The sequence below is a fragment of the uncultured Amnibacterium sp. genome, assembly GCF_964250715.1.
Lineage (GTDB): Bacteria > Actinomycetota > Actinomycetes > Actinomycetales > Microbacteriaceae > Amnibacterium.
On the sequence record NZ_CAXUGX010000008.1, the window covers coordinates 1 to 26,636 of the forward strand.

Below are 26,636 nucleotides of genomic sequence, written 5' to 3' on the forward strand. Positions count from 1 at the left end.
GAGAAGCACACCGTCTCGCGGCTGTTCGGTGCCCCTCCCGGGTTCGTCGGCTTCGAAGAGGGCGGACAGCTCACCGAGAAGGTGCGGCGCAAGCCGTTCAGCGTGGTCTTGTTCGACGAGATCGAGAAGGCCCACCCGGACATCTTCAACTCGCTGCTGCAGATCCTGGAGGAGGGGCGCCTGACCGACGGTCAGGGCCGCGTCGTCGACTTCAAGAACACCGTGATCATCATGACCACGAACCTCGGCACTCGTGACATCGCGGGCGGACCGGTCGGCTTCGTCGCCGAGGGCGACCTGTCGACCAGCTACGACCGCATGCGGGCCAAGGTGGTGGAGGAGCTGAAGCGGCACTTCAAGCCGGAGTTCCTGAACCGCGTGGACGAGACGATCGTCTTCCCGGCGCTCACCAAGCCCGAGCTGCTGCAGATCGTGGATCTGTTCATCAAGCGGCTCTCCGACCGCATGCTCGACCGCGACATGACCGTCGAGCTCACGGTGCCCGCCAAGGAGCGGCTGATCGAGGTGGGCTTCGACCCCACCCTCGGTGCCCGGCCGCTGCGCCGCGCGGTGCAGCACGAGGTGGAGGATCTGCTCAGCGAGAAGATCCTGCACGGCGAGCTGACCTCCGGCGACCACGTGCACGTCGACTTCGTCGACGGGGCGTTCGTCTTCACGACGAACAAGCGCGGCCAGCAGCTGGTCGGTGCCGCCGCCGGCGAGATCACCGTGGGCGACTGACCACTGCCCACCGTTCGAATCAGCACGAGGGGCGCACCCGCTTCGGCGGGGGCGCCCCTTCGTCGTCCCTGCCGGACGGGGCTGATTTGGCCGCACGCCGAGCGGTCGGAAGGATGAGCCGGTGACCGACGAGCCATTCACCATCCGCCGCGCCCGCACGGGCGACGTGGATCGAATCGAGGCCCTGGTCGCACCGCTCGTGGCCAAGCGCATCCTGCTCGGCAAGGATCGCGCGGTGCTGTTCGGAGCCGTCCCCGAGTTCCGCGTCGCGGAGACTCCGGACGGCGGCGTGATCGCATGCGGCGCGGTGCATGTGATCTGGGAGGAGCTGGGCGAGGTGCGCACGCTGGCGGTCGATCCGCTCTGGCGCAAGCAGCGGGTGGGGCACGCGATGCTGCAGCGGCTGGAAGCCGAGGCCCGCGAGCTGGGCCTGACCCGGCTGTTCTGCCTGACGTTCGAGGTCGACTTCTTCACCGCGCACGGCTTCACCGCCGTCAGCGACGGCATCGTCGGCCCCGACGTGTATGCCGAACTCGCCCGCAGCGGCGACGAGGGCGTCGCCGAGTTCCTCGACCTGGCGCGCGTGAAACCGAACACGCTCGGCAACACGCGCATGCTGAAGTCGCTGGAGACACCCGCCGTTCCGGCCTGACCGCTACGGTTCGCTCAGCACGGATCCCGCCGCCCGCGACCCGATCCCGCTACCGCCGACTCGATCCCGCCGCTCAACCCTCACCGGAGGTCCCCGTGTCGGAGCCGGTCCCCACTCGCACCGCGATGCCGAGCGTCACCGCCCTGACCGCCTCCGCGGTGCTGTTCGACCTGGACGGCGTGCTGACGCCCACCGCCGACCTGCACATGCGCGCATGGGCCGAGATGTTCGGCGCGCTGCTGACGCAGCACAGGGCTGCGCCGTTCACCGACCGCGACTACTTCCGGTACCTGGACGGGCGCACGCGGTATGCGGGGGTCGCCGCGGTGCTCGCGTCGCGGGGCTTGGACCTGCCGTGGGGAGACCCCGGCGACCCGACTTCGGCCGACACCGTCTGCGGCGTGGGCAACCGCAAGAACGACGTGTTCTTCGCGCTGCTCGAACAGCAGGGCATCGCGCCATATCCGGGTTCGCTTGCGCTGCTGGACCGCCTGCAGTCGATCGGGGTGGCGGTGGCCGTCGTCTCCAGCTCCAAGAACGCGGTCCCGGTGCTGCAGGCCGCGCATCTGGCCGACCGGTTCCCGGTGATCGTCGACGGACTCACCGCGGAGCGGGAGCACTTGGCCAGCAAGCCGGATCCGGCCATGTATCTGGCCGCGGCCAGACGGGTCGGTGCGGTTCCGTCCGGCTGCGTGGTCGTCGAGGACGCGATCTCGGGTGTGGCGTCGGGCGCGGCCGGTGGATTCGGACTGGTGATCGGCGTCGATCGCGGTGCCGGCGCCGACGCGCTGCACGCGGCCGGCGCGGACGTGGTCGTGCGGGACCTGGCGGAACTCCTGGAGGAGGCAGCATGAGGGACAAGGACCGCTTTCCGGTCGATCCGTGGCGGCTGACCGAGCGCCTCTACAAAGAGGACGACCTCGGGCTGACCGAGACCCTCTTCAGCGTCGGCAACGGCTACCTGGGGATGCGCGGCAACTCCTCCGAGGGTCGGCACGCCTTCGAGCACGGCACCTTCGTGAACGGTCTGCACGAGACGTGGCCCATCCATCACGCGGAGCGGGCCTACGGGTTCGCCGAGGTGGGCCAGACCATCATCAACGCACCGGACTCCAAGGTCATCCGGCTGTACGTCGACGACGAGCCGCTCGTGCTCGACGTCGCGGAGCTGCTGGAGTACGAGCGCACGCTGGACTTCGCCGACGGCGTGCTGCGCCGTGAGCTGCTCTGGCTGACGTCGGCCGGTAAACGCGTGCGGGTGCGGTCCGACCGCCTGGTCTCGTTCGTGGAGCGTCACCTCGCGGTGATGACGTTCGAGGTGACGGTCGAGAACGCAGACGCTCCGATCGTCATCTCGTCGCAGATCGTGAACCGGCAGGACGGCCAGGACGAGTTCGACCGCACCATGCCGAACGGCGAGACGCCGGCATTCGACCCGCGTCGGTCGCAGGCGCTGGCCGAGCGGGTGCTGCAACCGGCGGACTTCTGGCAGCGCGACGACCGCAGCGCGCTCAGCTACCGGGTCACCAGTTCCCGAATGACGGTCGCCGTCGTCGCCGATCACATCGTCGAGACCGACTGCGAGGTGGTGCACCGGCGCTCGATCGCTCCCGACGTGGCCAAGAACGTCTTCCGGGTCCACGCGAAGGCGGGCCACCCCGTGCGGATCACCAAGATCGTGGCGTACCACACCTCGCGCAGCGCGCCGCCGCGGGAACTCATCGACCGCTGCCAGCGGGTGCTCGACCGGGTGCAGGCCGACGGGACCGCCGTGCAGCGGGTGCGGCAGCGCGAGTGGTTGACCGCGTTCTGGGAACGGTCCGACGTGCGGATCCTGGGCAAGGACGAGCTGCAGCAGGCGGTGCGCTGGAACCTGTTCCACCTGGCTCAGGCGGCGGCGCGAGCCGATGCCAGCGGAGTCCCCGCCAAGGGAGTCACGGGCAGCGGCTACAGCGGGCACTACTTCTGGGACACCGAGGTCTACATCCTCCCCTTCCTCACCTACACCTCGCCCCTGTTCGCCCGCAATGCGCTGCGGATGCGTGAGCAGATGCTGCCCGCGGCCCGCGCACGCGCCCGCCAGCTGAACGAGGGCGGCGCGCTGTTCCCGTGGCGCACCATCAACGGCGAGGAGGCGTCGGCCTACTACGCGGCGGGTACCGCGCAGTACCACATCAACGCCGACATCACCTACGCCCTCGCCAAGTACGTGCGGGCGACCGGCGACATCGACTTCCTGTCGCGAGGCGGCATCGACATCACCGTCGAGACCGCGCGGCTGTGGACGACGCTCGGCTTCTGGCGCTCCAACGGCGGCACGGCCTTCCACATCCACGGCGTGACCGGCCCGGACGAGTACACGACCGTCGTCAACGACAACCTGTTCACCAACGTGATGGCCCGCTTCAACCTGCGCTATGCAGCCGAGGCGGTGCGTCAGGTGCGCGACGCATCCCCCATCTCCTATGCCCGGATGGTCGACCGTCTGCAGTTCGATCCAGCCGAGATGGCGGAGTGGGAGCGCGCCGCCGACGCCATGGTCATCCCCTACTCCGATGCGTTCGGCATCCACCCCCAGGACTCCCACTTTCTGGACCGCGAAGTGTGGGATCTGGCGAACACGCCGCCGGACAAGCTGCCCCTGCTGCTGAACTTCCACCCGCTCGTGATCTACCGCTTCCAGGTGCTGAAGCAGGCCGATGTCGTACTCGCCCTGTTCTTGCTTTCGGGCGACTTCACCGACCGGGGCAAGCGGGCGGACTTCGACTACTACGACCCGCTGACCACGGGCGACTCCACCCTGTCCGCGGTCGTGCAGTCGATCATCGCGGCCGAGATCGGCTACCGGGACCTGGCCCTGGAGTACTTCGAGCACGCCCTGTTCGTCGACCTGGAGAACCTGCACCACAACTCCAACGACGGCGTGCACGTCGCCTCCAGCGGCGGCGTCTGGAGCGCGCTCGCATATGGCTTCGGCGGCATGCGCGACGTGGGCGGCCGGCTGACCTTCGATCCGCGGCTGCCGGAGTCGTGGCCGGGACTGGAGTTCCGGCTGTGCTGGCACAGCGCCCGCATGCTCGTCACGGTGACGCACGACCGCATCGTGTTCGAGGTGCGATCGGGCGATCCCGTGCAGCTCTCGGTGCGGGGGACGCCGTACACGATCGCGGTCGGCACCCCAGTGTCCGTCACGCTGAACGGGCAGGGTCCGGTGCTGGCGGGCCGGCCGACGCTGGAGAAGTTCAGCAGGTCGCGGCGCGAGGACGGGTCGCCGATGACGGCGAGCATCCCGATCAACGAGGATCAGCTCGACGGGACGATCGCGCCGACCTGATCGGACCGCGTCGTGCAGGTGATCAGAGGAGCGGATCGGGCGATCGCGTGGAGTGCTCGGTCGACTGCTGGATGGCGCCGCGCAGGGTCGCGCAGTCGGGACCGAGCAGGGGACCGAAGCCGAGTCGTCGGGCCTCCGCCTCGCGCCTGGCCGCCTGCGGGGCGGCCCGGATCTCGCCCGCCAAACTGATCTCGCCGGCGGTCGCCACCGTGTGCGGGATGTGCAGGTCCGTCGCCGCCGACGACAGCGCGAGGGCGATGCCGAGGTCGGCGGCCGGCTCGGTCAGGCGCACGCCGCCCACGGTGGAGACGTAGACGTCGTAGCCGGACAGGCCGATGCCGGCTCGTCGCTCCAGTACCGCCAGCAGCATGGCCAGCCGGCTGCCGTCCACGCCGTTCACGACCCGCCGCGGCTGCGGCGCCCCGGTCTTGATGACCAGCGCCTGCACCTCCACCGGCAGCACGCGGCGGCCCTCCATGGTCATGACGACGCAGGTGCCCGGTTCGGCCTCGATGCCGCGGGAGAGGAAGAGGCCGCTGGGATCGGGCACCTCGGCGATGCCGTCACCCGTCATCTCGAAGCAGCCCACCTCGTCGGTGGGGCCGAAGCGATTCTTGACCGCGCGGACGAAGCGGAGCGCGGTGTGCCGGTCGCCGTCGAAGTGGCAGACGACGTCGACCAGGTGCTCCAGGGTGCGCGGACCGGCGATCTGGCCGTCCTTCGTGACGTGGCCGACCAGCAGCACGGGCAGGTTCTTGTCCTTGGCGGTGCGGACCAGGCTGGCGGCCACCTCGCGCACCTGTGCCGGCCCGCCGGCGAAGCCGGCGGTGTCCGCCGCGCTGACGGTCTGCACCGAGTCGACGATCACCAGGTCGGGTTCGACCTGCTCGATCTGCCCCAGGATCACGGCCAGGTCCGTTTCGGCCGACAGCCACAGGGACCGGTGGAGTGCCCCGGTGCGCTCGGCGCGCAGCCGCACCTGGCCGAGCGACTCCTCCGCGCTCACGTAGAGCACGCGCGCTCCGGTGCTTGCGATGCGCGCCGCGACGGCGGTCAGCAGGGTGGACTTGCCGACGCCGGGCTCGCCGGAGAGCAGGATCGCTGCGCCCGGCACGATGCCACCGCCGAGCACCCGGTCGAACTCGCCGATACCGCTGGGCCGGCGGCGCACCGCGTCGGCTCCCACCTCGGTGACCGGCTTCGCCTGCCGGGCGACCGGTACGGCGGCCGGCTGCACCCGACCGAGCACGGCGTCGGCTTCGACGACCGTGCCCCACTCCTGGCACTCCGCGCAGCGCCCGACCCACTTGGGTGTGCGCCAGCCGCACTCCGTGCAGCGGTAGCCGGCGGAGGTGGTTCGGTTGCGGGCGGTGGGCATGCGGTGAACGGTAGGCACGGGGTCCGACAGCGGGCGTTCGTCGCCGCTGCACGCTGTCGCCCGCTCCGCCTCCGCCGCCCACCGTTCAGCGCTCAGGAACCACGCAGGCACTGCCGGGACACTCCGACGCGGATGCGCCGAGCACCTGGGATCCGTGGAGGGAGCGCCCGTGGCCGATCGTCTCGTCACGCTGCGCGGCGGCCGGCAGGCGGGCGTCCAGGGACGTGGCGATCCCGTCTCGCAGCGCATCGTGCTGTTCTGCCACCCGGCGCCGGGTTCCGGCGGATTCGATCCCGACCCGCGGATCACGGCCGAGTGGGGCGTCCACCTCATCGGGATGGATCGGCCCGGCTACGGCGCCTCACCGCCGCTGCCCGACGACGAGTGGCCCACCATCACGGACCGCGCCGACGATCTGGCGGAGTATCTGGGTGTCATCCGCGCCGAGGCGAAGGCGGCGGGGTTGCCTGGGCCGCGACACGTCGGCGTGGTCGGCTGGTCCGCGGGCGGACGCGTCGCCCTTGCGCTCGCCTCCGCCTATCCCGATCTCGTGGATCGGGTCGCCGTGGTCGCGACGCCCGCGCCGCAGTCCGCGGTCCCGTGGATGCCGTCCGAGTACACGGAGGCGGTGCCGCGGCTGCTGACGCTGCCCGCCGCCGAGGCGAAGCACGGACTGCGGTCGATGCTCTCGTCCCAGATGCCCGAGGACGGCGAGACGCCGGATCCGCAGCTGGTCGGTGCCTCGAGCGCGGACGCGGCGGTACTGCAGCAGCCCGGGGTACGTGGCCGGCTGGAGCGGATGCTCCAGGACGCATATACGCAGGGGCCTGTCGGCGCGGCGGACGACATGCTGTCCCATGCCTCGGACGACTGGGGCTTCGATCTGCGCAGTGTGCGGGCGCGCACGCTGCTGGTCTACGGGGCGAAGGATGCAGTCGTCCCTCCGGCGCACGGCAAGTGGTACCGGCACCGCATCCACGGCGCGAAGCTGCAGGTGGTCCGCGACGTCGGACACCTGGTCGTGGTCGCCGCGTGGCAGGACGTGCTCGCACACGTCGCCCCGGACCGCGGCCAGTCGGGCGCAGACGGGCCGGGCGGGCACTGAATCCGGGCCATCCCGTAGACTCGCGGACGGTGGCGTGTCCGAGCGGCCGAAGGAGCATGTCTCGAAAACATGTGTGGGGGTGACTCCACCGTGGGTTCAAATCCCACCGCCACCGCCGGGAGTCGACCCCCTCCGATCCGCCGGACTGCGGCGACCGGAGGGGGTCTTCTTCACTCGGGTGAGCGTCCGCGGTATCTCAGAGCAGAAGTCGCCGCGATTGTCGCAACGCTCACGGCCGCTCAGCGATGTCGAAGCCTGACTTGGCCTGGACGCTGAAGAGAAGGTGAGATTGGTGACCGCTCCGCGAGAAGTCGACGGAGCAGTTCAGGGCCGATCTCGTGCGCGGTAGCCGTGCGGTCCCGCGGGAGGTACACCTACCGCGTGACCGCCAGAAGTACCGCGCGTCGCCTCGGCCGGGGCGGCGGATGGAGGATGGGGTGGTGTGCAGGTCGGTGAAGCCCCGACGGCCGATTGGGCCCGAACGCCGATGAAGGAGGACGCGTGATGGACAAGGTGGTCGCGAGCGCCGAGGAGGCGGTGGCGGACATCGCCGACGGGTCGTCGCTGGCCGTCGGCGGCTTCGGGTTGAACGGGGTGCCGATCGTTCTGATCCGCGCCCTGCTCGCGCGGCAGGTGACCGGGCTGGAGGTCGTTTCGAACAATTGCGGCGTCGACGGCTGGGGCCTGGGGCTGCTGCTCGCGGAGGGCCGGATCCGCCGCATCATCGCGTCGTACGTCGGCGAGAACCGCGAGTTCGCGCGCCAGTACCTGAGCGGCGAGGTCGAGGTGGAGTTGACGCCGCAGGGCACGCTCGCCGAGCGGCTGCGCGCCGGCGGCGCGGGCATCCCGGCGTTCTTCACCGCGAGCGGCGTGGGCACGATGGTCTCCGACGGCGGCCTGCCCTGGCGCTACGGACCGGACGGGTCGGTGCTGCTCGCCTCGCCGCCGAAGCAGGTGCAGCGATTCGCGTCGCTCGGCCGCGAGACGGACTACGTGCTCGAGACCGCCATCCGCACCGACTACGCGCTCGTGCGGGCGGCCCGGGCGGATCGGCACGGCAACCTGGTCTTCGAGAAGTCGGCGCGCAACTTCAACCCGTTGGCGGGGATGGCCGGTCGGCTGACCATCGCGGAGGTCGACGAGGTGGTGGAGGCGGGCGCGATCGACCCCGACGACGTGCACCTGCCCGGCATCTATGTGGACCGCGTCGTCGCCCTGACGCCGGAGCAGGCCGGCGAGCTGCCGATCGAGAAGACCACCGTCCGCGAACGGCCCGTGAGCGAACAGTCCACAAGCGAACAGCCCACAAGCGACCAGCAGGAGGCGTCGGCATGACCCTGACCCGGACGGAGATGGCGGCGCGAGCGGCTCTGGAACTGGAGGACGGCTCGTACGTCAACCTCGGCATCGGGCTGCCGACGCTCATCCCCAACCACGTGCCGCCCGAGCGCTCCATCGTGCTGCACAGCGAGAACGGCATCCTCGGCGTGGGGCCCTACCCGTTCTCGGGCGAGGAGGATCCGAAGCTCATCAACGCCGGCAAGGAGACCGTCACCGTGCTGCCGGGGGCGTCGTTCTTCGACTCCGCCGCGAGCTTCGGCATGATCCGTGGCGGTCGCGTGACCGTGGCCGTGCTCGGCGCCATGCAGGTGTCCCGCACCGGCGACATCGCGAACTGGGCCGTCCCCGGCAAGCTGATCAAGGGGATGGGAGGCGCGATGGACCTGGTCGCAGGCGCGCAGCGGGTGATCGTGCTGATGGAGCACGTCACGAGGACCGGTGAGCACAAGATCCTGGCCGAGTGCGCCCTGCCGCTGACCGGCCGGGCCTGCGTGGACCGCATCATCACCGACCGCTGCGTGTTCGACGTGACCGATACCGGACTGCTGCTCATCGAGTTGGCGCCCGGAGAGACGGTGCAGGGGGTCCAAGAGCTCACCGGCACCGACTTCGCGGTCGCCGACCACCTGGTCCCGATCTCTGGCGGCGCTCGATGACCGAGTTGCGCGACGCGGTCGTCTGCTCGCCGATCCGCACCCCCGTCGGCCGGTACGGCGGCGCGTTGGCGCCGCTGACCGCGGTCGAACTCGCGACCCTGGTGCTGCGCGCCCTGATCGAGCGCACTGGCCTGTCGGGCGACGCGGTCGACGACGTGGTACTCGGCCAGTGCTACCCGACCATGGAGGGCGCGCCGATCGGTCGCGTCGCCGCACTGAACGCGGGCCTGCCGGTCACCGCCACCGGGTATCAGCTGGACCGGCGCTGCGGTTCGGGCCTGCAGGCGGTGCTGAACGCCGCGATGCAGGTGCAGACCGGCGTGAGCGACGTGGTGCTCGCCGCCGGGGTCGAGTCGATGAGCAACGCGCCCTACTACACCGAGCAGGGCCGTCGCGGTCTGCCGCCAGGGTCGCTCGTGCTGCACGACGCCCTGTCCCGTGGCCGCGAGCGGGCCGGCGGTGACGCGCACCCGACGCCCGACGGCAACATCGGCACCGCCGAGACCCTGCGCCGCGAGTACGGCATCTCGCGCGAGCGCCAGGATGCCCTCGCCCTGCAGTCGCATCAGCGCGCGGTGGCCGCACAGACCTCCGGCGCCTTCGACGGCGAGCTGATCCCGGTCGACGTCCCCGGCCGCAAGGGGACCACCCGGGTCGACCGCGACGAGCATCCGCGGGCGGACACCTCGCTCGCGCAACTCGCGGCGCTCCGGCCGGCGCTCGGCCTCACGGACCCGGACGCCACGGTGACCGCCGGCAATGCCAGCGGCCAGAACGACGCGGCCGCCGCCTGCATCGTCACGACGCGCGAGCGGGCCGCGGAGTTGGGGCTCACCCCTGTGCTGCGCCTCGTCTCCTGGGCGGTGGCGGGCGTCGAGCCGGAGCGCTTCGGCATCGGCCCGGTGCCCGCGGCACGCCGGGCGCTCGCCCGCGCCGGCATCGACTTTCCTGACCTGGACGTGCTGGAGTTGAACGAGGCATTCGCCGTGCAGGTGCTCGCCTGCTTCGACGAGTGGGGGCTCGACGAGGCCGACCCGCGCCTCAATCCCCGCGGCAGCGGCATCTCCATCGGCCATCCCGTCGGTGCGACCGGCGTGCGGATGCTCGCGACGCTGGCCGCCGAGATGACCGACTTCGACGGCGAGTGGGCGCTTCAAACCATGTGCATCGGCGGCGGTCAGGGTCTGGCGGCGGTGTTCGCCCGAGCCTGATCCCGTACCCCGCGCCTCCGGGTTAGATCGGGCTGGTTTACGGATGCGGTAACGCGCTACGCTCTGAGCGACGGACGGGCGACTCTCGACGGCGAGGGTCCGATGCTCGGTTCCGCGGAGGCGCTGAAGGCGTCCGAGGAGGTCGACGATGACGAATTCGAACGGTCGTGCACCCGCGCCAGTGACCCGGCCCGGCTTCTACCAGGTGCGCACGCCCGATGTTGCGCGCATGATCCACTACTACGAGGACGCGCTCGGGTTCGCGGTCACGGAACGCAGCGCGACCGGCGCCTACCTGACCACGAGCACCGATCACCACTGCGTCGTCATCGAGCAGGGCGAGCCCGACGGTCGTGCCGCCCTGGGATTCCAGGTGGCGGGCGACCTGGCGGACGTGGCCCGCGACCTGAAGGCCACCGGGATCGACGCCGAATTGCGGCACGATGCCCAGCCCGGCATCGACGCCGCCCTGGTGATCGGCGAGCACGGCAGCGACACTCCGATCCACCTCTACAGCGAGCAGGCGCCGAGCGGAGAGCCGTCGTCGCTCGGAATCCGCCCGGTCAAGCTGGGCCACGTCGCCTCGTACGTGGAGGACCTGGAGGGGACGCAGTCGTTCTACACCGACGTCCTCGGGTTCCGCTGGTCCGACATCATCGGCGACTTCTTCACCTTCCTGCGCTGCAACACCGACCACCACGCGATCAACCTGATGCGCAGCACGAGGAAGCACGGCCTGTTCCACGTCGCCTACGAGATGCGCGACATCACCCACTTGAAGGATTCGCTCGACCACCTGGCCCGGCGAGAGATCCGGCTCGAGTGGGGTCCGGGGCGCCACGGGGCGGGTCACAACATCTTCACCTACCACCGCGACCCGGACGGCAACCTCGTCGAACTCTTCACCGAGCTCGACATCGTGCCCGACGAGGGGTCGGCGCACTTCCTGCCGCGGCCGTGGCACGAGACGTGGCCGCAGGGGCCCAAGGTGTGGGATCCGGGAGTCGAGGCCGCCAACAAGTGGGGACCGGTCGACCCCGAGATGGTGGCGCACTGATGCAGGCCGTGCTGATGCGCAGCTTCGGCGCGCCCGACGTGCTGGAGATGGAGCAGGTTCCGACCCCGGCGCCCGCCGCCGGCGAGGCGCTCGTGCGGGTCGGCGCCGTGGAGGTCTCCCGCACCCGCGACGTCGCGACCCGGACGGGGCGTCACCCGTTCTCGCAGCAGGTGACGCTGCCGCACGTGCTGGGCGGCGACTTCGCGGGCGTCGTGGAGTCGGTGGGTGAGGGCGTGGACGCGGCGCTCGTCGGGCGCCGGGTCGCCGCGATGAACACCCACACCTGCGGACAATGCGTCCCGTGCCGGTCGGGCCGAGAGTACGAGTGCGCCGACCTGCGCATGGTGGGCATCCACCGCTGGGGTTCCTACGCCGAGTACGCCACCGTACCCGTCGACAGCCTGCACCAGCTGCCCGACGACGTGTCGCTGGTGGACGCCGCCGCGCTCGCGGCGACCGGGCCGATCGCGCTCACCCAGTTGCGGGTCGTCGGGGTTCCGGAGGGCGGCACCCTGCTCGTCACCGGCATCAGCGGCGCGCTCGCCACCGTCATCGCAGCCCTCGCCCCCGGCTTCGGCGTGCGGGTCCTGGGCCTGACGCGGCGCGCAGCGCTCGTACCGCCGTCCCTCGACGTGGAGGTGGTGGAGACCACCATCCCCGACCTGACCGAGGCGATCCGTGCGGCCACCGGCGGGACCGGCCCGGACGGCGTGATCGACAACGTGGGCACCCCCGACATCTTCGACAAGTACTTCCCGACCCTGGTCAACGGCGCTCGCGTCGTCGTCTCCGGTGCCATCGGCAACCGCGGAGAACTGCCCACGGTGTCCATACCGCTCGCCCCGTTCTACGTCCGCAGTCTCTCCCTGATCGGGGTCCGCACCGCGACGGCGCAGACGACGCTCGACTTCTGGGAGTTGGTGCGCGGCGGGTTCCGCCTGCCCGCGGGCCTCGTGCACGAGACGCCGCTCGCCGACGCCGGGCTGGCCCATGCCGCGCTGACCGAGGGCGCCGCATTCGGCCACACGGTGCTGGTGGTCGAGGGCGGCCCGCGGTGAGCGCGACGGTCTCGCCTGCGTTGGTCGACGGCGCGACGGCGGACGACGCGACGGCCGACACCTCGACGACCGGCCTGGTGGTGCTGGACCGGCCCGAGGAGGCGCACCAGCAGGGCATCCAGTCGATCGAGGTCGGAGCGCGCGTGCTGCAGGCGCTCGAGAACGGCCGCGGCCCGATGGCGCTGTCCGACGTCGCCAGGCGCAGCGCCATGCATCCGGCCAAGGTCCACCGCTACCTGGTCAGCCTGGTCCGGGTCGGTCTCGCTTCGCGCGACCCGCGCACCGGCCGGTACGACCTGGGCCCGGCCGCCCGGCACCTGGGCGTCGAGGCGCTGCGGCGCACGGACGCCGAGAGCATCGCCTCCGAGCACGCGCTGCGACTGCGCGACGACACCGGCCACACGGTCGATGTCGCGGTGTGGAGCGAGTCGGGTCCGGTCATCGTGCGCTGGGACTCCGGCCTGCACGCTCTGCCGATGACGGTTCGGGTCGGCTCGGTACTGCCGCTGCTCGACTCGGCGCTCGGGCAGGTGTTCCTCGCGCACCTGCCAGGCCCGCAGACCGCCGCGGCGCTCGCCGCCCAGCAGGCGCGCGGCGAGACGCAGCGCATGCCGGCGGTCGAGCAGGAGTCGCTGCTCGAGCAGGTGCGGCGGGACGGCCACGCCAGCGCCCTGAACAACATGATCTACGGCATGGCGGCGTACGCCTCCCCGGTCTTCGGACCGGATGGGCAGGTGGCGCTCGCCGTCGGCCTCGCCGTGCCGGCCCGCCTGGTGGCGAAGGGCGACACGTCCGACCTCGTCCAGGCGCTGCATGCCGCGGTCGGCGACGCGTCGGCCGAGCTCGGGCATCGCCCCCAGGGCGGCCTCCTCCGAGCCATGACCGACGAGGAGCCGGCACAGTGACCGGACCGCTGCTGATCCAATACGTCGTCGAGGATGACGACGACCCGCGGGCGGGTCTGCTCGTCGGCGACACGGTGCGTGCACTGCCCGCGGGCTGGCCGAGTACGGCGCTCGGCGTGCTCGAGCGGTGGGAGGAGTACTCCTCTGCCCTCCAGACACTGGACGCCGACGGCCTCGACGCGGTGCAGGGCGCGACGCTGACCACGCCGATCACCTTCCCGAGCAAGGTGCTGTGCGCCGGCGCGAACTACTTCTCCCACACCGACGAGATGGGAACGGAGCGGCCCGATCCGAACGCCGCCCCGTTCTTCTTCCTGAAGCCGCCGACCACCACGATCGTCGGACCCGACGCGGTCGTGCCGCTGCCGTCCGGCGAGGATCCCCGGTACGACTGGGAGGGCGAGCTGGCGGTCGTGATCGGCCGGCGCGCGCGGCACGTCTCCCGCGAGCAGGCCCGCTCCTACGTCGCCGGCTACCTGGTCGCCGACGACCTGTCGGCCCGCGGCCTGTTCGCCCGGCCGAACGCCGTGTTCCCGCCGTTCGCCTACGACTGGCTCGCGCACAAGGCGCAGGACGGCTCATGCCCGATCGGGCCCGGGATCGCCCCGGCCTTCTCGTTGCCCGACATCGAGTCGAAGCGGCTGACCCTCAGCGTGAACGGCGAGCCGAAGCAGGACACCCTGCTCGAAGACCTCGTGATCGGCATCGACGGCCTGGTCGCGGGGGCGAGCGATCTGATGACCCTCGAGCCGGGCGACATCATCCTGACGGGCACCCCGGCGGGCGTCGGCATGCCGAAGAACACCTTCTTGGCCGTGGGCGACCGGGTGGAGGTGGCGATCGAGGGGGTCGGCCGGATCAGCCACGTGATCGGCGATCCGGCGGGCCCGGCGGCGAGCTCCGCCGGTACGACCAGCCGTCAGGAGGCCCGGCCCCAGGCGACCACGGGCGACGAACCGACCGACCCTGCCCTGAAGGGGGACACACCATGACCATGACCACCGATTTCGACTCCTCGACCCTGACCGCCGCGGTGCTCGACAGCTTCGAACACACCCCCGATCCCAGGACGAAGCAGATCCTGCAGAGCCTGACGCGGCACCTGCACGATTTCGTGCGGGACATCGAGCCGAGCATCGAGGAGTGGGGCGCCGCGATCGACTACCTGACCGCCACCGGCCAGAAGTGCGACGACACCCGCCAGGAATTCATCCTGCTCTCCGACGTGCTCGGCGTCTCGATGCTCGTGGAGACCCTGAACGACGCCGAGACCCCGGATGCGACCGACGCCACCGTGCTCGGTCCGTTCCACGTGGTCGCCTCCCCGCCGCGGGACGCCGGAGACGACGTGTCGGCGGCCAGCGACGGACCTCGCTGCCTCGTCACCGGCCGCGTCCTGACCCCGGCCGGCGAGCCGATCGTGGGCGCTACGGTGGACGTCTGGCAGGCCGACACGCACGGTTTCTACGACGTGCAGCAGCCCGGGATTCAGCCGCTCGGCAACGGCCGCGGCCTGTTCACGACCGATGCGGACGGCGCATTCCGCTTCGTCAGCGTGGTGCCCAGCTACTACCCGATCCCCACGGACGGACCGGTCGGCGCGTTGCTGAATGCGGCCCAGCGGCATCCGAACCGGCCCGCGCACATCCACTTCATCGTCACTGCGCCCGGCTTCGAGGACCTGACCACGCACATCTTCGTCGCGGGCAGCCCGTACCTGGACTCCGACGCCGTCTTCGCGGTCAAGCAGAGCCTCGTGACGACCTTCGTCACGAACACGAGCGCCGAGGACGCGGCGGCCAACGGATTGCAGTCGCCGTTCGAGGTCGCCGACATCGACCTGGTATTGCAGCCCTCGCCGGCGTCATCGGCGTCGCCCGAGTCGTGAGGCCGTTCGCCTCGGCCACCCCCGCGAGCCGGATCGTCTTCGTTCCCGGCGCCGCGGACCGGGCAGGGGCGGAGGCGGAGCGGGCGGGACTGCAGCGGGTGCTCGTCGTCGCCTCGGGCTCCGGCAAGGCGGTCGCCGACCGGGTCCAGGCGGTACTCGGCGCCCGGTTCGCCGGCCGGTTCGACGACGCGGTCCCCCACGTTCCGGAGCCGGTGGTGCAGCGCGCCGTCTCGCTCGCCCGCCAGATCGGAGCGGACGGCTGCGTTGCAGTCGGCGGAGGATCGGCCGTGGGGCTCGCGAAGGCGCTGGCCCTGGAGGCCGGACTCGTGGTGCTCGCCGTGCCGACCACCTACGCCGGGTCGGAGATGACACCGATCTGGGGCCGCACCGCCGACGGCCGCAAGACCACCGGCCGGGATCCGCGCGTGCTGCCGGTCGGGGTCTTGTACGACCCGGAGCTGTCGCGGACGCTGCCACCGCTGCTGTCGGTGGTCAGCGGGTTCAACGCGATCGCGCACGCGGTGGAGGGGCTGTACGCCCCAGATCGTTCCCCGCTGCTGGACCTCGCAGCCGCGGAGGGCATCCGCCTCATGCTCGGGGCGCTGCCGACGATCGTGCAGACCCCATCCGATCCCGAGGCGCGGTCGGACGCGCTCGCGGCCGCCTGGCTGTGCGGCTCCGTCCTGGGCGCCACCGCGATGGGGCTGCACCACCGCATCTGCCACGTGCTGGGCGGCACGTGGAACCTGCCGCACGCCGAGACGCACACCGTGGTCCTGCCGTACGTGGTGGCCCTGCTCGCCGACGCGGCCCCGCAGATGGCGACCGCGGTCGGCCGGGCGGGCGGGTTCGACGACCCGGCAGCCGGGCTGCGGGAGCGAGCCGGCGCTCTGGGTGCGCCGACCTCGCTTGGTGAGCTCGGACTACCGCTGTCCGCGGTGGACGAGGTGGCCCGCCTGGTGCTCGAACGCCCGATCGATCACCCGCGCACCGTCACTCCGACCGAGGTGCAGCAGCTGGTCGGCCGGGCGATCCGTGGCGACTCGGTCCGCTGACGCCGAGCCCCTGACGCCGAGCCCGTGACGGGGCCCGGCCGTCAGACGGCGACGGGGATCCGCACCCCGAGCAGCCGCTCGGCGTTCGCGTAGGCGATCTTCGCCCGGTCGGCCTCGCTGACCGGCGCGGACTCCAGGAACGCGCAGGCGGTCCCGATCGACTCGAAGGGATAGTCGGTGCCGAAGAGGATGTGGTCGGACCCCAGGGCCAGCAGCGACGCCAGCAGCGGGGCGGAGGAGCACACGCCGCTCGTGGTGATGTACAGGTTCTCGCGCAGGTAGTCCGAGGGCTTCTCGCGCGCCAACTCCACCCCCTGGTGGTTGTGGAAGCCCCACCGGGAGTCCAGGCGCCACAGCACGAACGGCAGCCCCTCGCCCATGTGGCCGAGCAGCAGCTTGGCGGTCGGAAAGTCGTCGAACACGCCGCCGAAGATCAGGCGCAGGGCGTGGGTGGAGGTGTCGATGCCCCAGCTCCACATCGGGCCGACCAGCTCGGGGTGCCCGGAGAGCACGTGCGCGGTGTCCACGCCGTTGGCCGGGTGCAGGTACAGCGGCACGTCGAGCGCGACCGCCCGCTCCCAGACCACCCGGAAGTCGGGGTGGTCCAGATACTTGCCGCCCGTGTGCGCGTTGACCAGTCCGCCGTGCAGGCCCAGCTGGGTGACGGCCCGCTCCAGCTCGTCGGCCGCTGCGGCAGGGTTCTGCAGCGGCAACGCCGCGAAGCCGCTGAAGCGGGTCGGGTGCTCCGCGATGACGCCGGCGAGGACGTCGTTCACCGTGGAGGCCGCCCGCACGGCGACCACCGGATCCGCCTCCGCCTGGATGCCGGGGGAGTTCAGCGACAGCACCTGCATGTCGAGCCCGGCTCGGTCCATCTCGGGCAGTCGCTCCTCGGTGAAGTCCAGCAGCCGTCGCGAGGCCTCGGCCCAGACGCCGGGCTGCGCGATGGCACTGGTCCCCGCACCGTAGGCCGCGAGCTCCGGGGTGACGAAGTGCTCTTCGAGCGCGATCTTGCGCATGTCTCCTCCTTGAGATGGCCGCACCGCGCTTTCACGCATATGCATTGACTTCACCAATAATGAATCGTAGCGTGGACGGAGTCAAGCCGATGGCGGCGGACGGAGAGGCGGCTGTGACCGACGAGAGCAAGATCGCCTACGACATCGCGGTGGTGGGGTACGGCCCCGTCGGGATGGCGACGGCCGCCCTGCTCGGCCGTGCCGGGTACCGGGTGGTCGTGCTGGAGCGCTACTCCGGCAAGTACAACCTGCCGCGCGCGGCCATCTTCGACGACGAGACCATGCGCACGTTCGCCCAGCTGGGGTTCGCGGAGTCGCTGCTGCCGAAACTGCACGTGCAGCACAACTACGAGTGGCGCAACGGCGCCGGCGAGCTGCTCATCGAGCACGACTTCGCCGAGGTGGGGGCCAGCGGTTGGGCCGAGTGGTACATGATGTACCAGCCCGATCTGGAGGATGCCCTCGATGCCGCGGCGCGTGACACCGGTCTCGTCGAGGTGCGCTTCGACTCCCGGGTCACCGGCTATACCGAGGTCGACGGCGGCGTGGTCGTGCAGACCGTCGACGGTGCGGTCGGCGCGAAGTACGTGGTCGCGAGCGACGGCGGCAACAGCTTCACCCGCCAGTGGCTCGGCATCGGCGCGACCGACCTGGGCTTCTCGGAACCGTGGATGGTCTGCGACTTCGTGCTGAAGGGCGACCACGACCTGCCCATGGCGCGGCAGGTCTGCGATCCCGCGCAGCCGATCTCGATCATCTCGCTCGGCCCCACCCACCATCGCTTCAGCTTCGCTCTGAACTCGGTGGAGGACTTCGAGACCGAACGTCGCCCCGAGGCCGTCTGGCCCCGCGTGGCGCGGTACCTGCAGCCCGACCAGGCCGAGCTGCAACGGGTGGCGACGTACACGTTCCGGTCCGTGCTGGCGGACTCCTGGCGCCTCGGACGCATCCTGCTCGCCGGCGACGCCGCGCATCAGATGCCGCCGTTCCTCGGGCAGGGCATGTGCTCCGGCATCCGCGACGCGTGCAGCCTGGCGATGCGCCTCGACCTGATCCTGACGGGTGCCGCGGATGAGGCGATCCTGGACTCCTACCAGTCCGAGCGCGAACCGCACGTGGAGGCGGTGATCCGCAAGGGCATCGAACTCGGCCGCGTGCAGACGCTGCGCGACCCCGAGGCCGCTGCGGTCCGCGACGCGGCGCTGCTCGCCAACCGGGCCGCCCACCAGGACCCGGAGAAGATCCGGTTCCCCGGCATCGGCCCGGGCATCGTCTCGGCCTCGCCCGGCGGCGGCGAGCTATTCGTGCAGGGCATCGTGCAGTCGGCCGGCCGCACCGGCCGGTTCGACGAGCTCTTCGGCTACGGCTGGTTCCTGCTCGGCACCACCGACGGCGCGCTCTCCGCTGCCGCCGGCACGCCGGTCGCCGCCCGGTTCGCCGGGGTCCTGGTGCTGCAGGCCGCCGGAGCGCCCGGGCACGCCCAGGATGCGGTGGTGGACGTGAACGGCCTCTATGCCGCCTGGTTCGCCGAGCACGGCGCGACCGCCGTGGTGGTGCGGCCCGACTTCCGGGTGTTCGGCACGGCGTCCTCGCCGGAGCAGCTGAGCGAGCTGCTCGACGAGCTCGACCACGCCCTGCACCCCTCGCCGGCCGGCGAGCGCCGCGAGGGCGCCCTGCTCTCGTAAGACGCCCTATCGCCCGCTCGTGTGAGAGCAGTCGGTCGAGTAGCTGTCGCGCAGTGAATTCGCGATGCTGACGAGTCCACTCGCGGCCGCACCCCGTACCTTCGCACCATGAGCACCCTGACCGAGGTCGGCGATCGCGCCGCCTGGCGCTGCTGGCTGTGCGACGAGCCGGTGGACGCCCGGATGAGCGTGAACGATCCGCGCGGGCCCAGCATCGACGCCGTCACCAGCGACAAGCCGAAGAAGGGCAGCCCGGCACAGGAGCGCCTCGCACACCGGGCCTGCAACACCCGAAAGGGCGCCGTGAAGGCGGTCGTCGCCTGGCCCTCGAACCTCTTCGTCGTCGACGCCGCTCCCATCATCGCGACGGTGGAACGCCTGGCGCGCAAGGGCGGCCGCGAAGTGGTGGCGCGCTGCCCCAGCCGTGATGACGCCGAGCAGGCCGGGACCTGGCTCCTCGACCGGCTCTCCCGGCTCGCGCCCGACCTCGCTGTCACCACGAAGGTGGAATCGGGCGGCGGTCAGTTCGTATTGGTGCTCGCGACGACCTGATCGCGGGACGAGGCCCCTCAGACCCGACGCACCGGCGGGCCGCCGGCCGCTTCGATCGCGTCGAAGTCGTCGTCCTGTGTGACCACGTCCATCGAGTTGGCTTGCGCCACCGCCGCGATCCACAGGTCGTTTGATCTTGGCGGTGCGCCCCTGCTCGGCAAGTCGCACGCGCAGCTCCGCCCACCGACGCGCCGCCGCGGGTGTGACAGGGAGCGCCTCGGCCACACCGACGGCCTCGAGCGTCGCGAGGCGTTGTGCGCGCACCGCCGTGCTGGGCGCAGCGAGCACCCCGGCGTGCAGTTCTGCGATCGTCACGACACTGATCACCGCTTCGTCCGGCAAGGACTCGACATCTTGATCGCTCCGACAGCGCCGCCGAACCGGGAGGTCGACTGCCGCGGATTCGACGCGAGCGAGCGTGGGGACGCCCCTATGAGGGACCGATCCCCGGTGTGTCGTCGTCGTCGGGGCCGCTGCCGATCGCCCTCCCCAGGCCTGATCGGGGTGGCAGGCTCCCGGACTCTGCTCGTGCAGCAGGAGGGCGCGAACGCCCAGCGGAGGGCGACGGAGGAAGCCGCAACCGCCCGCATCGCGGCCACGTCGAAGGCCGAAAGCGACCGGATCCGGAGCGAGTCGGAGGCCACGAGGACGCACGAGATCGCGCCGCCGGTGCCGACTCGTAGGTAGTGCCGACGGGCACGGGAGCGTCGCTCACCCGCCTGGTGACTCGCAGCGCAGTCCGGAGACGACCGCCGCGTCCCGCATCCGATGGTCGTAGGTCACGATCGATCGGAGTTCGTCGCCCAACGACAGGGCCACCGCCAGGTGGATCGCATCGAGCGAGCGAACCGCGGGGGGCGAGAGTCGTCCCGCAACGTCGAAGTCGGTTGTGGCGACCGTGACGAGGGTGAGCTGCGAGAGCACGTCCCGAACCCGCGGAGCACGCTCCGGTGACGCGCGCACGACCGCACGCATCAACTCGGTCCGGCTGAGATCGCAGGTGATCAGCTCCCGTCCGGGGCTCCGGAGCCACTCGAAGAGCGCCGGGGTCTCGCGTGCGGCGATCACCAGCTTCACCAGCGCCGATGTGTCGACGTAGTGGAGGCTCAGTAGCGCTCCTCTTCCCGCATCGCGGCGAGCACCTCGCTGATCGGTGCGCCGGCCTCAGGGTAGGGAAGATCGGCGAGGGTCCCGCGGCCTTCTCGAATACGCCCCGCGGCGCGGAATTGCTCGAGCGGGCTGGCGCTGATCGGGCTGAGTTGCGCGACTTCCCGGCCCCGGTCGGTGATGATCACCGTCTGTCCGGCTGCGGCGGCCGAGACGACGGCCGACGCGTTCTGCTTCAGTTCGCGAATACCCGCTCGCTCCATGTGCTACATCGTAGCTGTTCTGAAGCGGCGCTGGAAGGGAGAGCTGTCGCTGTGGCGATTCGCGGACCGACCGGTCTCGCCGAGCCATCGCGATCGTGCACGGGCACCCCGTGGCGGAGGGCCGGTCAGGAGTCGCGGCGCACCCGGGCGAGCACGGCGCGCGCGCCGCCCAGCAGGCCGGTGGGCAGGAACTTGATCAGCACCACGATCAGCAGCCCCGAGACGACGGAGCCGAGCGTCGGCAGCTCCTGCAGCTGCACCGTGAGCCCGTAGTAGATGACCGCGGCGCCGAGCACCGGTCCCCAGACCGTGCCCAGGCCGCCCACGATCGCCATGACGATGAACGAGATCGTCCAGGTGACGCTGAAGGCCGAGAACGGCTCGATCGAGATCGTCTGCAGGGCGAGCGCGCCGCCGGCCAGCGCGGTCAGTGCCCCGGACAGCACGAGCACCCCGAGCTTGGACAGGAACGGGGCGACGCCCAGGCTGTCGGCGACCTCCTCGTCGTCCCGCACGGCCATCAGGCGCAGGCCGTAACCGCTGTGGAACACCGCGATCGAGATCGCGATCGCGACGACGGCGAGCCCGAGGGCGAGGGTGAAGAGCGTGTCCGGTGCGGGCGCAAGCGCGAGCGGGGCGCTCAGCCCCTCCGTCGCACCGGTGAACGACCAGATGGTCATCCAGGACACCGCCGCCAGCGCGAAGGCCAGCGAGCCGATCGTGAAGTAGACCCCGCGCAGCCGGAAGAGCACGACGCCCATCACGAGCGCGAGCAGCACACCCGCCGCGGCAGCCGCGACGAGCGCGGTCGTGCCCGACCAGCCGAGCTTCAGCATCACCATCACCGTGGCGTAGGCACCCGTGCCCACGAACGCCGACTGCGCCAGGGAGAACTGGCCGGCGATGCCGCCCACCAGGTTCCAGGCGGATGCGCCGACGATGTAGAGGAACAGCGTCGTCAGGGTGTCCTGGTCGGAGCGGCCGATCAGGGGATGCACCGCGATCCCCGCGACGAGCAGCAGCGCCAGCCCGGTCCACGATCGCGCCGGCGCTGGAAAGCGGGGGCGCTGCCGGACCACCGTCGCGGCGCTCATCGGGTCACCGGGACCGTGTTGAGGCGGGCGCCGCTGCGACGCCGGGGCAGGGAATGTCGCAGCCGGGAGGCGGTGGGCGCCAGCAGCAGGATCACGAGGAACGCCACGTACACGACCAGGTCGCGGTACTGGCCGCCGAGCACGGTGCTGCCGACGCTCTGGATCAGTCCGACCGCCAGGCCGCCCCACAGGGAGCCCAGCACGCCGGTGGTTCCACCCAGCACGACGACGGTGAAGCCGATCAGCAGGTAGCCGGTGCCGGTGGTCGGCCCGAAGGAGTAGCCGACGCCGATCAGCACGCCCGCGACCGCTGCGAACCCCGCGGCCGCCGCGAACGTGATCGCGTAGACGCGCTGCACGTCGATCCCCATCGTCGCGGCGGTCGTCGGGTCCGCGGACGCCGCCCGCAGCGCCGCGCCGAACTGGGTGCGGCTGACCGTCAGGTGTGTGGCGACGACCAGCACGATCGCGATCACGAGGGTGATGGCTCCGATCGTCGGCACCGAGACGCCGGCGAGGCCGAACCCGGAGGAGGCGTACGGCGCGGCCAGGGAGCGCGCGTTCCCGCCGAACAGCTCCGCGAGGGCGGCGCTGATCAGCAGTGAGACACCGAACGTGGCGACCAGCGGAGGCTCGAGTCCCCGCCGCAGCAGCCCGGTCAGGACGAACCGCTGCAGCGGGTAGGCGAGCAGCATCACGATGGGGACGACGATCACCAGCGAGAGCAGGGGATCGATGTGCAGGGCGCCGATCAGCAGCGAAGCGAGATATGCCCCGACGATCATGATGTCCCCGTGGGCCAGGTTGACGAGGCCCATCACCCCGAACACCAGGGAGAGCCCGAGCGCGATGATCGCGTAGAGCCCTCCGCTCAGCAGCCCGTTCACGATTGCTTCCGCCATGATCGCCGTCCCGTATCGCTACTGCAGGCCGGCGGGGGGCGCCTGCAGCGTCGTGGTCCCGCTCTTCGGATAGACCTGCACCACCGCGCGGCCGCGCCACTGGCTCTCGGTCGCCAAGGTGCTGGCCGTGTGGTCCGCGCCGAACTTGATCGTCTCCCCGATCGGGTAGAGCGCGTTCGTCTTGCCCAGCGCCGCATTGATCTTGTCCGGGTCGGTCGATCCCGCCCGGGCGATGGCGTCGGTGAGCACCTCGGCCGCGGAGTATTCGGCGAGCACCGTCGACAGGTCGCCGTTGTCGCCCAGCTTCGGGACGTACTTCGCCCGGAGCGACGCCTCGATGGCGTTGCTGGACGGCTGCGCGAACTGGGTCGTGAGCGTGCCCTCGGCGAGTGGCCCGAGTGCGCCGGCGAAGGCGCCCGGCGCCCCGCACTTCTCGCAGAACACCACCTTCGGCGCGTACTGCAGCGACTTCATCTGCTTCCACAGCGCGAACGAGTCCGGCGGGATCATCTGCGCGATCAGCACCTGGGCGTCGGCCGACTTGGCCTTCGCGATGAAGGAGGAGTAGTCCGTCGTCCCGACCGGGAACTGGGCGTGCGAGGCGATCGTGTACCCGAGGGAGCCCGCCTTGCCCGCCCAGAGCTTGCCCATCGTGATGCCGTCCTGCTCGTTGTCCGTGAAGAGGGCGATCTTCTTGTTGGTCGAGGTCAGGTCGGCGGTCTTGAACTGGTTGTCCGTCATCTGGTTCTCGTTGAAGAAGAAGTCCCAGGAGTACTTCCAGCCGGCTGGGTTCGCGCCCTTCCACGCCTCGATCGGGGTCAGCGTCGAGACGAACGGGATCTTCTGCCGCTCGGCGACGTTGCCGGCGGGGATGGCGAGGGGCGGGCTGACCGACCCGAGCAGCGCGACCACACCGTCCTTCAGCACCATGTCGCGGCTCTGCTGGGCGACCGTGTTCGGGTCGCTCTTGCTGTCCTGCACGATCAGCTGCACCTTGCGCTTGGTGCCGCCGATGCTGATGCCGCCGGCAGCGTTCACGCGCGCGACATCGTCCTGGTAGGCGCTCTTGATCAGCGGACCGAAGCCCGCCAAGGAGCCGGTGAGCGGCACGCTGGCACCGATCTTGATCGGGCCGCTCCCGCCGCTGCCGGCTGCGCCGCTGCAGCCGCTCAGCACCAGGGCGAGCCCTGCCACCGCCGCGACCACCGTCGTTCGTCTCATGGTTGTTCGTCTCATGGTTGAGCGTTCCTTCCGCGTCGGCCGGTTCATCCGGCTGCTGCTTCCACGCCGCCGAGATAGGCGGAGAGGAGTCGTTCTCTGGTGAGGTCGGCCGGCCGGCCGTCGTAGACGACCTCCCCGTGGGCCAGGACGACGGCGTGGTCGGCGACCGCGAGCGATCGCTCCGTGTCCTGTTCCACGAGCAGCAGGCTCGTGTCGTTCGCGGCGATCGTGGCGATGGCCGAATAGATCTCGTCCGCCACCTTGGGGGAGAGGCCCAGGGTGACCTCGTCGAGGACGAGCAGGCGAGGATCCGACATCAGCGCGCGCCCGATGGCGAGCATCTGCTGCTGGCCGCCCGACATGGTCGTGCCGATCTGGCTGCGCCGCTCCGCGAGCACGGGGAACGTCGTGAAGATGCGCTCCAGCCGGTTGCGGCGCTCCGCGGCGGGGACGCCGTATGCGCCGAGGGTCAGGTTCTCCGTCACCGTGAGGCCCGGGAACAGCCGCCGCCCCTCCTGGCAGTGGGCGATGCCGAGCCCCGGGCGGCGATGGGCGGGCAGGGCGGTGATGTCGCGGCCGAGCCACTCGATGGTCCCGCCGCGGACGGGAACCGAACCGCTGATCGCCTGGGCGAGGGTGGTCTTGCCGGCGCCGTTCGGCCCGAGCACGGTCACGACCGATCCGGGTGCGACGGTCACCGAGACGTCCTCGAGCGCGCGGTGCGCCCCGCGGCGCACGGTCAGATTGCGGATCGCGAGGCCCTGGCCCGTGGCGGGGGCGGTGCGGGCGGCCCGGGTGCCGGTGGATCCGCCGCCCAGGTACACCTGCTGCACCCGCGGATCGGCGGTCACCTCGGCCGGGGTGCCGGAGGTGAGCAGGCTCCCGAAGTGCAGCACCAGCACGCGCTCGGCGAGCTCGTGCACGACGCGCTGCACGTGCTCGACGATCAGCAGTGCCGTGCCGCCGGCGCCCAGGTGGGCCATGAGGGCGATCGCCTCGTCCAACTCGGATTCGTTCAGGCCGGCGCTCACCTCGTCGAGCAGCAGCAGCCGCGGTTCGCTCGCCAGCGCGCGGGCCACCTCCAGCCGCTTCTGGTCGAGCAGGGGCAGGCGTCCCGCCTCCCGGGTCGCCTTGTCCTGCAGCGCGGTGAGCTCCAGGATCTCGTCGACGCGCTCGCGGGCGCTCGCGGTGCGTCGCGCGGCCCCCGTGCGGATGCCGACGTCGATGTTCTGGCGCACCGTCAGGCTGCGGAGCGGTCGCGGCACCTGCCGCGCGAGCGCGATGCCGTGCCGGGCCAGCTCGCGCGCGGTACGACCATCGACCCGGCCGGCGCCGTCCAGCTCGATGCGCCCGGTGGTCGGCGAGTCCTGCCCGGCGATCAACTTCAGCAGGGTGCTCTTGCCGGCACCGTTCGGCCCGATCACCGCGAGCCGCTCGCCGGGACGGATGTCGAACCCCAGGTCGTCGAGTGCGGTGATACCGCCGAAGCGACGGGTGAGGCCGGTGACGCGCAGCAGCGGGTCTACGCTCACGACGTCCGATTCGGTGCGCGAGGGGGCGCTGATCGGTGCGGGACGCATGCGCTCTCCTTCGTTGGAGTGCAGTGCCGCCTCACCCTGGGGGAGGTGCACGTCGGTTGACGGCTGGCGGTGACTAGATTTACTATTGATGAACGGAATCGTCAATGGTGAATTGCAAGTCGGAACGAGGAGGTTCCAGATGACCGAGCAGGGCCGGACGACGGGTGGGGTGGCGCGCCGTGGCTGAGGGCATCATGTTGCCGCCCGGCGGAGGCCGGCTCATCGAGGGCGGCGGCTTGCACGCAACCCTGAAGGTCGCGGGCGGCGAGGACGCGCTCACGTCGACGTTCGAGATCCGCGTGCCGCCCGGGTACGACGTGGGGGCGCACGTGCACAGTCACGGCGAGGAGCTCTTCTACGTCGTCGAGGGCACCCTGGACATGCTGGCGTTCGAGCCCACCGAGCGGACGACCGGCGACTGGCACGACTGGGAGTCCTCCGACGGGCGGCGCTTTCTGCGCGGGGGCCCCGGATCGCTGCTGTTCGTACCCGCCGGGGTACCGCACGCGTTCGGCAATCTTTCCGACGAGTGGGCGGTGATGCTGTTCCAGAGCGCTCCGTCGGGGCATGAGGACTACTTCGACGAGCTCGCCGTGCTGCTGCGCGAGGGGAACGGCCGCCCGGATCCCGCCGCGATCGTCGCACTGCGGGCGAAGTACGACATCACCCAGCTCACCGGGCTGCGCGACCGGTCCACGGAAGACCACGACGGCGACGACGACTCGCACGACCATGGCTCCCACGAGCACCACGACCACGACCACGACCACGGTGACTCCGCCGCGACTCCGGCCTGACGCCGGCCGCGTTCCGGTTCCCCCTAGCCTTCCCC

The 26,636-nt window shown here is 71.1% G+C and carries 26 protein-coding genes and 1 tRNA gene; 18 read left to right on the forward strand and 9 right to left on the reverse strand.

The genetic code is table 11. From position 1 onward, the window contains the following. From ACFE7H_RS09030 to ACFE7H_RS09045, 4 genes are all read left to right on the forward strand, one after another. Positions 1-741: AAA family ATPase (locus ACFE7H_RS09030; RefSeq protein WP_375400903.1), on the forward strand; the 741-nt coding region annotated here is incomplete at its 5' end. A 121-nt stretch (positions 742-862) separates the two neighbouring features. Further along, a complete protein-coding gene (locus ACFE7H_RS09035; protein ID WP_375400904.1) occupies positions 863-1,393 on the forward strand; it encodes an amino-acid N-acetyltransferase in 531 nt (176 codons plus the stop codon). Between the two features lie 125 nt (positions 1,394-1,518). After that, positions 1,519-2,247 carry an HAD family hydrolase gene (locus ACFE7H_RS09040; RefSeq protein ID WP_375401036.1) on the forward strand — a complete coding sequence of 243 codons (729 nt, stop codon included), beginning with the start codon at positions 1,519-1,521 and terminating at the stop codon, positions 2,245-2,247. Further along, positions 2,244-4,727 carry a glycoside hydrolase family 65 protein gene (locus ACFE7H_RS09045; RefSeq protein ID WP_375400905.1) on the forward strand — a complete coding sequence of 828 codons (2,484 nt, stop codon included), beginning with the start codon at positions 2,244-2,246 and terminating at the stop codon, positions 4,725-4,727. Before ACFE7H_RS09040 ends, ACFE7H_RS09045 begins: the two co-directional genes overlap by 4 nt. Positions 4,728-4,749: 22 nt before the next feature. On the opposite strand, the gene radA is transcribed toward ACFE7H_RS09045, so the two are convergent. Next, positions 4,750-6,105 (reverse strand): DNA repair protein RadA, encoded by a 1,356-nt coding sequence (gene radA, locus ACFE7H_RS09050; RefSeq protein ID WP_375400906.1) that lies wholly within the window; start codon positions 6,103-6,105, stop codon positions 4,750-4,752. Positions 6,106-6,274: 169 nt separating this feature from the next. Here radA and ACFE7H_RS09055 point away from each other — a divergent pair, with 169 nt between their 5' ends. The 11 genes from ACFE7H_RS09055 to ACFE7H_RS09105 all read left to right on the forward strand — a co-directional run bounded on the left by ACFE7H_RS09055 (position 6,275) and on the right by ACFE7H_RS09105 (position 16,381). After that, positions 6,275-7,210, forward strand: coding sequence for an alpha/beta fold hydrolase (locus tag ACFE7H_RS09055; protein WP_375400907.1), 936 nt, complete (start codon positions 6,275-6,277; stop codon positions 7,208-7,210). Between the two features lie 28 nt (positions 7,211-7,238). Continuing rightward, positions 7,239-7,325 (forward strand) — tRNA-Ser (locus ACFE7H_RS09060). A gap of 389 nt (positions 7,326-7,714) precedes the next feature. Next, positions 7,715-8,545 (forward strand): CoA transferase subunit A, encoded by an 831-nt coding sequence (locus ACFE7H_RS09065; protein WP_375401037.1) that lies wholly within the window; start codon positions 7,715-7,717, stop codon positions 8,543-8,545. Next, on the forward strand, positions 8,542-9,207 hold the full coding sequence (locus tag ACFE7H_RS09070; protein ID WP_375400908.1) for a 3-oxoacid CoA-transferase subunit B: 666 nt from the start codon (positions 8,542-8,544) through the stop codon (positions 9,205-9,207). The genes ACFE7H_RS09065 and ACFE7H_RS09070 overlap by 4 nt, the downstream gene beginning before the upstream one ends. After that, positions 9,204-10,418 (forward strand): acetyl-CoA C-acetyltransferase, encoded by a 1,215-nt coding sequence (locus tag ACFE7H_RS09075; protein ID WP_375400909.1) that lies wholly within the window; start codon positions 9,204-9,206, stop codon positions 10,416-10,418. Before ACFE7H_RS09070 ends, ACFE7H_RS09075 begins: the two co-directional genes overlap by 4 nt. Positions 10,419-10,566: 148 nt before the next feature. Then, positions 10,567-11,475 carry a VOC family protein gene (locus tag ACFE7H_RS09080; RefSeq protein WP_375400910.1) on the forward strand — a complete coding sequence of 303 codons (909 nt, stop codon included), beginning with the start codon at positions 10,567-10,569 and terminating at the stop codon, positions 11,473-11,475. Then, positions 11,475-12,533, forward strand: a complete 1,059-nt coding sequence (locus tag ACFE7H_RS09085) for an alcohol dehydrogenase catalytic domain-containing protein (RefSeq protein ID WP_375400911.1) — start codon at positions 11,475-11,477, stop codon at positions 12,531-12,533. Before ACFE7H_RS09080 ends, ACFE7H_RS09085 begins: the two co-directional genes overlap by 1 nt. Next, positions 12,530-13,438 carry an IclR family transcriptional regulator gene (locus ACFE7H_RS09090; RefSeq protein WP_375400912.1) on the forward strand — a complete coding sequence of 303 codons (909 nt, stop codon included), beginning with the start codon at positions 12,530-12,532 and terminating at the stop codon, positions 13,436-13,438. The genes ACFE7H_RS09085 and ACFE7H_RS09090 overlap by 4 nt, the downstream gene beginning before the upstream one ends. Next, positions 13,435-14,430, forward strand: coding sequence for a fumarylacetoacetate hydrolase family protein (locus ACFE7H_RS09095; RefSeq protein ID WP_375400913.1), 996 nt, complete (start codon positions 13,435-13,437; stop codon positions 14,428-14,430). The genes ACFE7H_RS09090 and ACFE7H_RS09095 overlap by 4 nt, the downstream gene beginning before the upstream one ends. Next, positions 14,427-15,326 (forward strand): dioxygenase, encoded by a 900-nt coding sequence (locus ACFE7H_RS09100; protein ID WP_375400914.1) that lies wholly within the window; start codon positions 14,427-14,429, stop codon positions 15,324-15,326. The genes ACFE7H_RS09095 and ACFE7H_RS09100 overlap by 4 nt, the downstream gene beginning before the upstream one ends. Next, positions 15,323-16,381 (forward strand): maleylacetate reductase, encoded by a 1,059-nt coding sequence (locus ACFE7H_RS09105; protein WP_375400915.1) that lies wholly within the window; start codon positions 15,323-15,325, stop codon positions 16,379-16,381. The genes ACFE7H_RS09100 and ACFE7H_RS09105 overlap by 4 nt, the downstream gene beginning before the upstream one ends. A gap of 41 nt (positions 16,382-16,422) precedes the next feature. On the opposite strand, the gene ACFE7H_RS09110 is transcribed toward ACFE7H_RS09105, so the two are convergent. Next, complete coding sequence (locus ACFE7H_RS09110; RefSeq protein ID WP_375400916.1) at positions 16,423-17,400, reverse strand: amidohydrolase family protein; 978 nt, start codon at positions 17,398-17,400, stop codon at positions 16,423-16,425. Between the two features lie 113 nt (positions 17,401-17,513). Here ACFE7H_RS09110 and ACFE7H_RS09115 point away from each other — a divergent pair, with 113 nt between their 5' ends. Together ACFE7H_RS09115 and ACFE7H_RS09120 are read left to right on the forward strand one after the other, a co-directional pair. Then, entirely contained in the window at positions 17,514-19,085 is a 1,572-nt protein-coding gene (locus ACFE7H_RS09115) for a bifunctional 3-(3-hydroxy-phenyl)propionate/3-hydroxycinnamic acid hydroxylase (RefSeq protein WP_375400917.1), read from the forward strand. Between the two features lie 108 nt (positions 19,086-19,193). Further along, positions 19,194-19,637 (forward strand): hypothetical protein, encoded by a 444-nt coding sequence (locus ACFE7H_RS09120; RefSeq protein WP_375400918.1) that lies wholly within the window; start codon positions 19,194-19,196, stop codon positions 19,635-19,637. Positions 19,638-19,654: 17 nt separating this feature from the next. Here ACFE7H_RS09120 and ACFE7H_RS09125 read toward each other — a convergent pair whose 3' ends face one another. From ACFE7H_RS09125 to ACFE7H_RS09155, 7 genes are all read right to left on the reverse strand, one after another. Beyond that, on the reverse strand, positions 19,655-19,864 hold the full coding sequence (locus ACFE7H_RS09125; RefSeq protein ID WP_375400919.1) for a PIN domain-containing protein: 210 nt from the start codon (positions 19,862-19,864) through the stop codon (positions 19,655-19,657). Positions 19,865-20,348: 484 nt separating this feature from the next. Further along, positions 20,349-20,747: a type II toxin-antitoxin system VapC family toxin gene (locus ACFE7H_RS09130; protein ID WP_375401038.1), complete on the reverse strand. Its 399-nt coding sequence runs from the start codon at positions 20,745-20,747 to the stop codon at positions 20,349-20,351. Further along, positions 20,744-21,007, reverse strand: a complete 264-nt coding sequence (locus tag ACFE7H_RS09135) for a type II toxin-antitoxin system Phd/YefM family antitoxin (RefSeq protein ID WP_375400920.1) — start codon at positions 21,005-21,007, stop codon at positions 20,744-20,746. Before ACFE7H_RS09135 ends, ACFE7H_RS09130 begins: the two co-directional genes overlap by 4 nt. Before the next feature lie 125 nt (positions 21,008-21,132). Beyond that, entirely contained in the window at positions 21,133-22,101 is a 969-nt protein-coding gene (locus ACFE7H_RS09140; protein WP_375400921.1) for a branched-chain amino acid ABC transporter permease, read from the reverse strand. Next, positions 22,098-23,003: a branched-chain amino acid ABC transporter permease gene (locus tag ACFE7H_RS09145; RefSeq protein WP_375400922.1), complete on the reverse strand. Its 906-nt coding sequence runs from the start codon at positions 23,001-23,003 to the stop codon at positions 22,098-22,100. Before ACFE7H_RS09145 ends, ACFE7H_RS09140 begins: the two co-directional genes overlap by 4 nt. A gap of 18 nt (positions 23,004-23,021) precedes the next feature. Next, entirely contained in the window at positions 23,022-24,224 is a 1,203-nt protein-coding gene (locus ACFE7H_RS09150) for an ABC transporter substrate-binding protein (RefSeq protein ID WP_375400923.1), read from the reverse strand. Between the two features lie 44 nt (positions 24,225-24,268). After that, positions 24,269-25,909 carry an ATP-binding cassette domain-containing protein gene (locus tag ACFE7H_RS09155; protein ID WP_375400924.1) on the reverse strand — a complete coding sequence of 547 codons (1,641 nt, stop codon included), beginning with the start codon at positions 25,907-25,909 and terminating at the stop codon, positions 24,269-24,271. 74 nt (positions 25,910-25,983) lie between these two features. Between ACFE7H_RS09155 and ACFE7H_RS09160 the strand changes: the two genes are divergently transcribed. After that, positions 25,984-26,601, forward strand: coding sequence for a cupin domain-containing protein (locus ACFE7H_RS09160; protein ID WP_375400925.1), 618 nt, complete (start codon positions 25,984-25,986; stop codon positions 26,599-26,601). Positions 26,602-26,636: the final 35 nt, after the last annotated feature.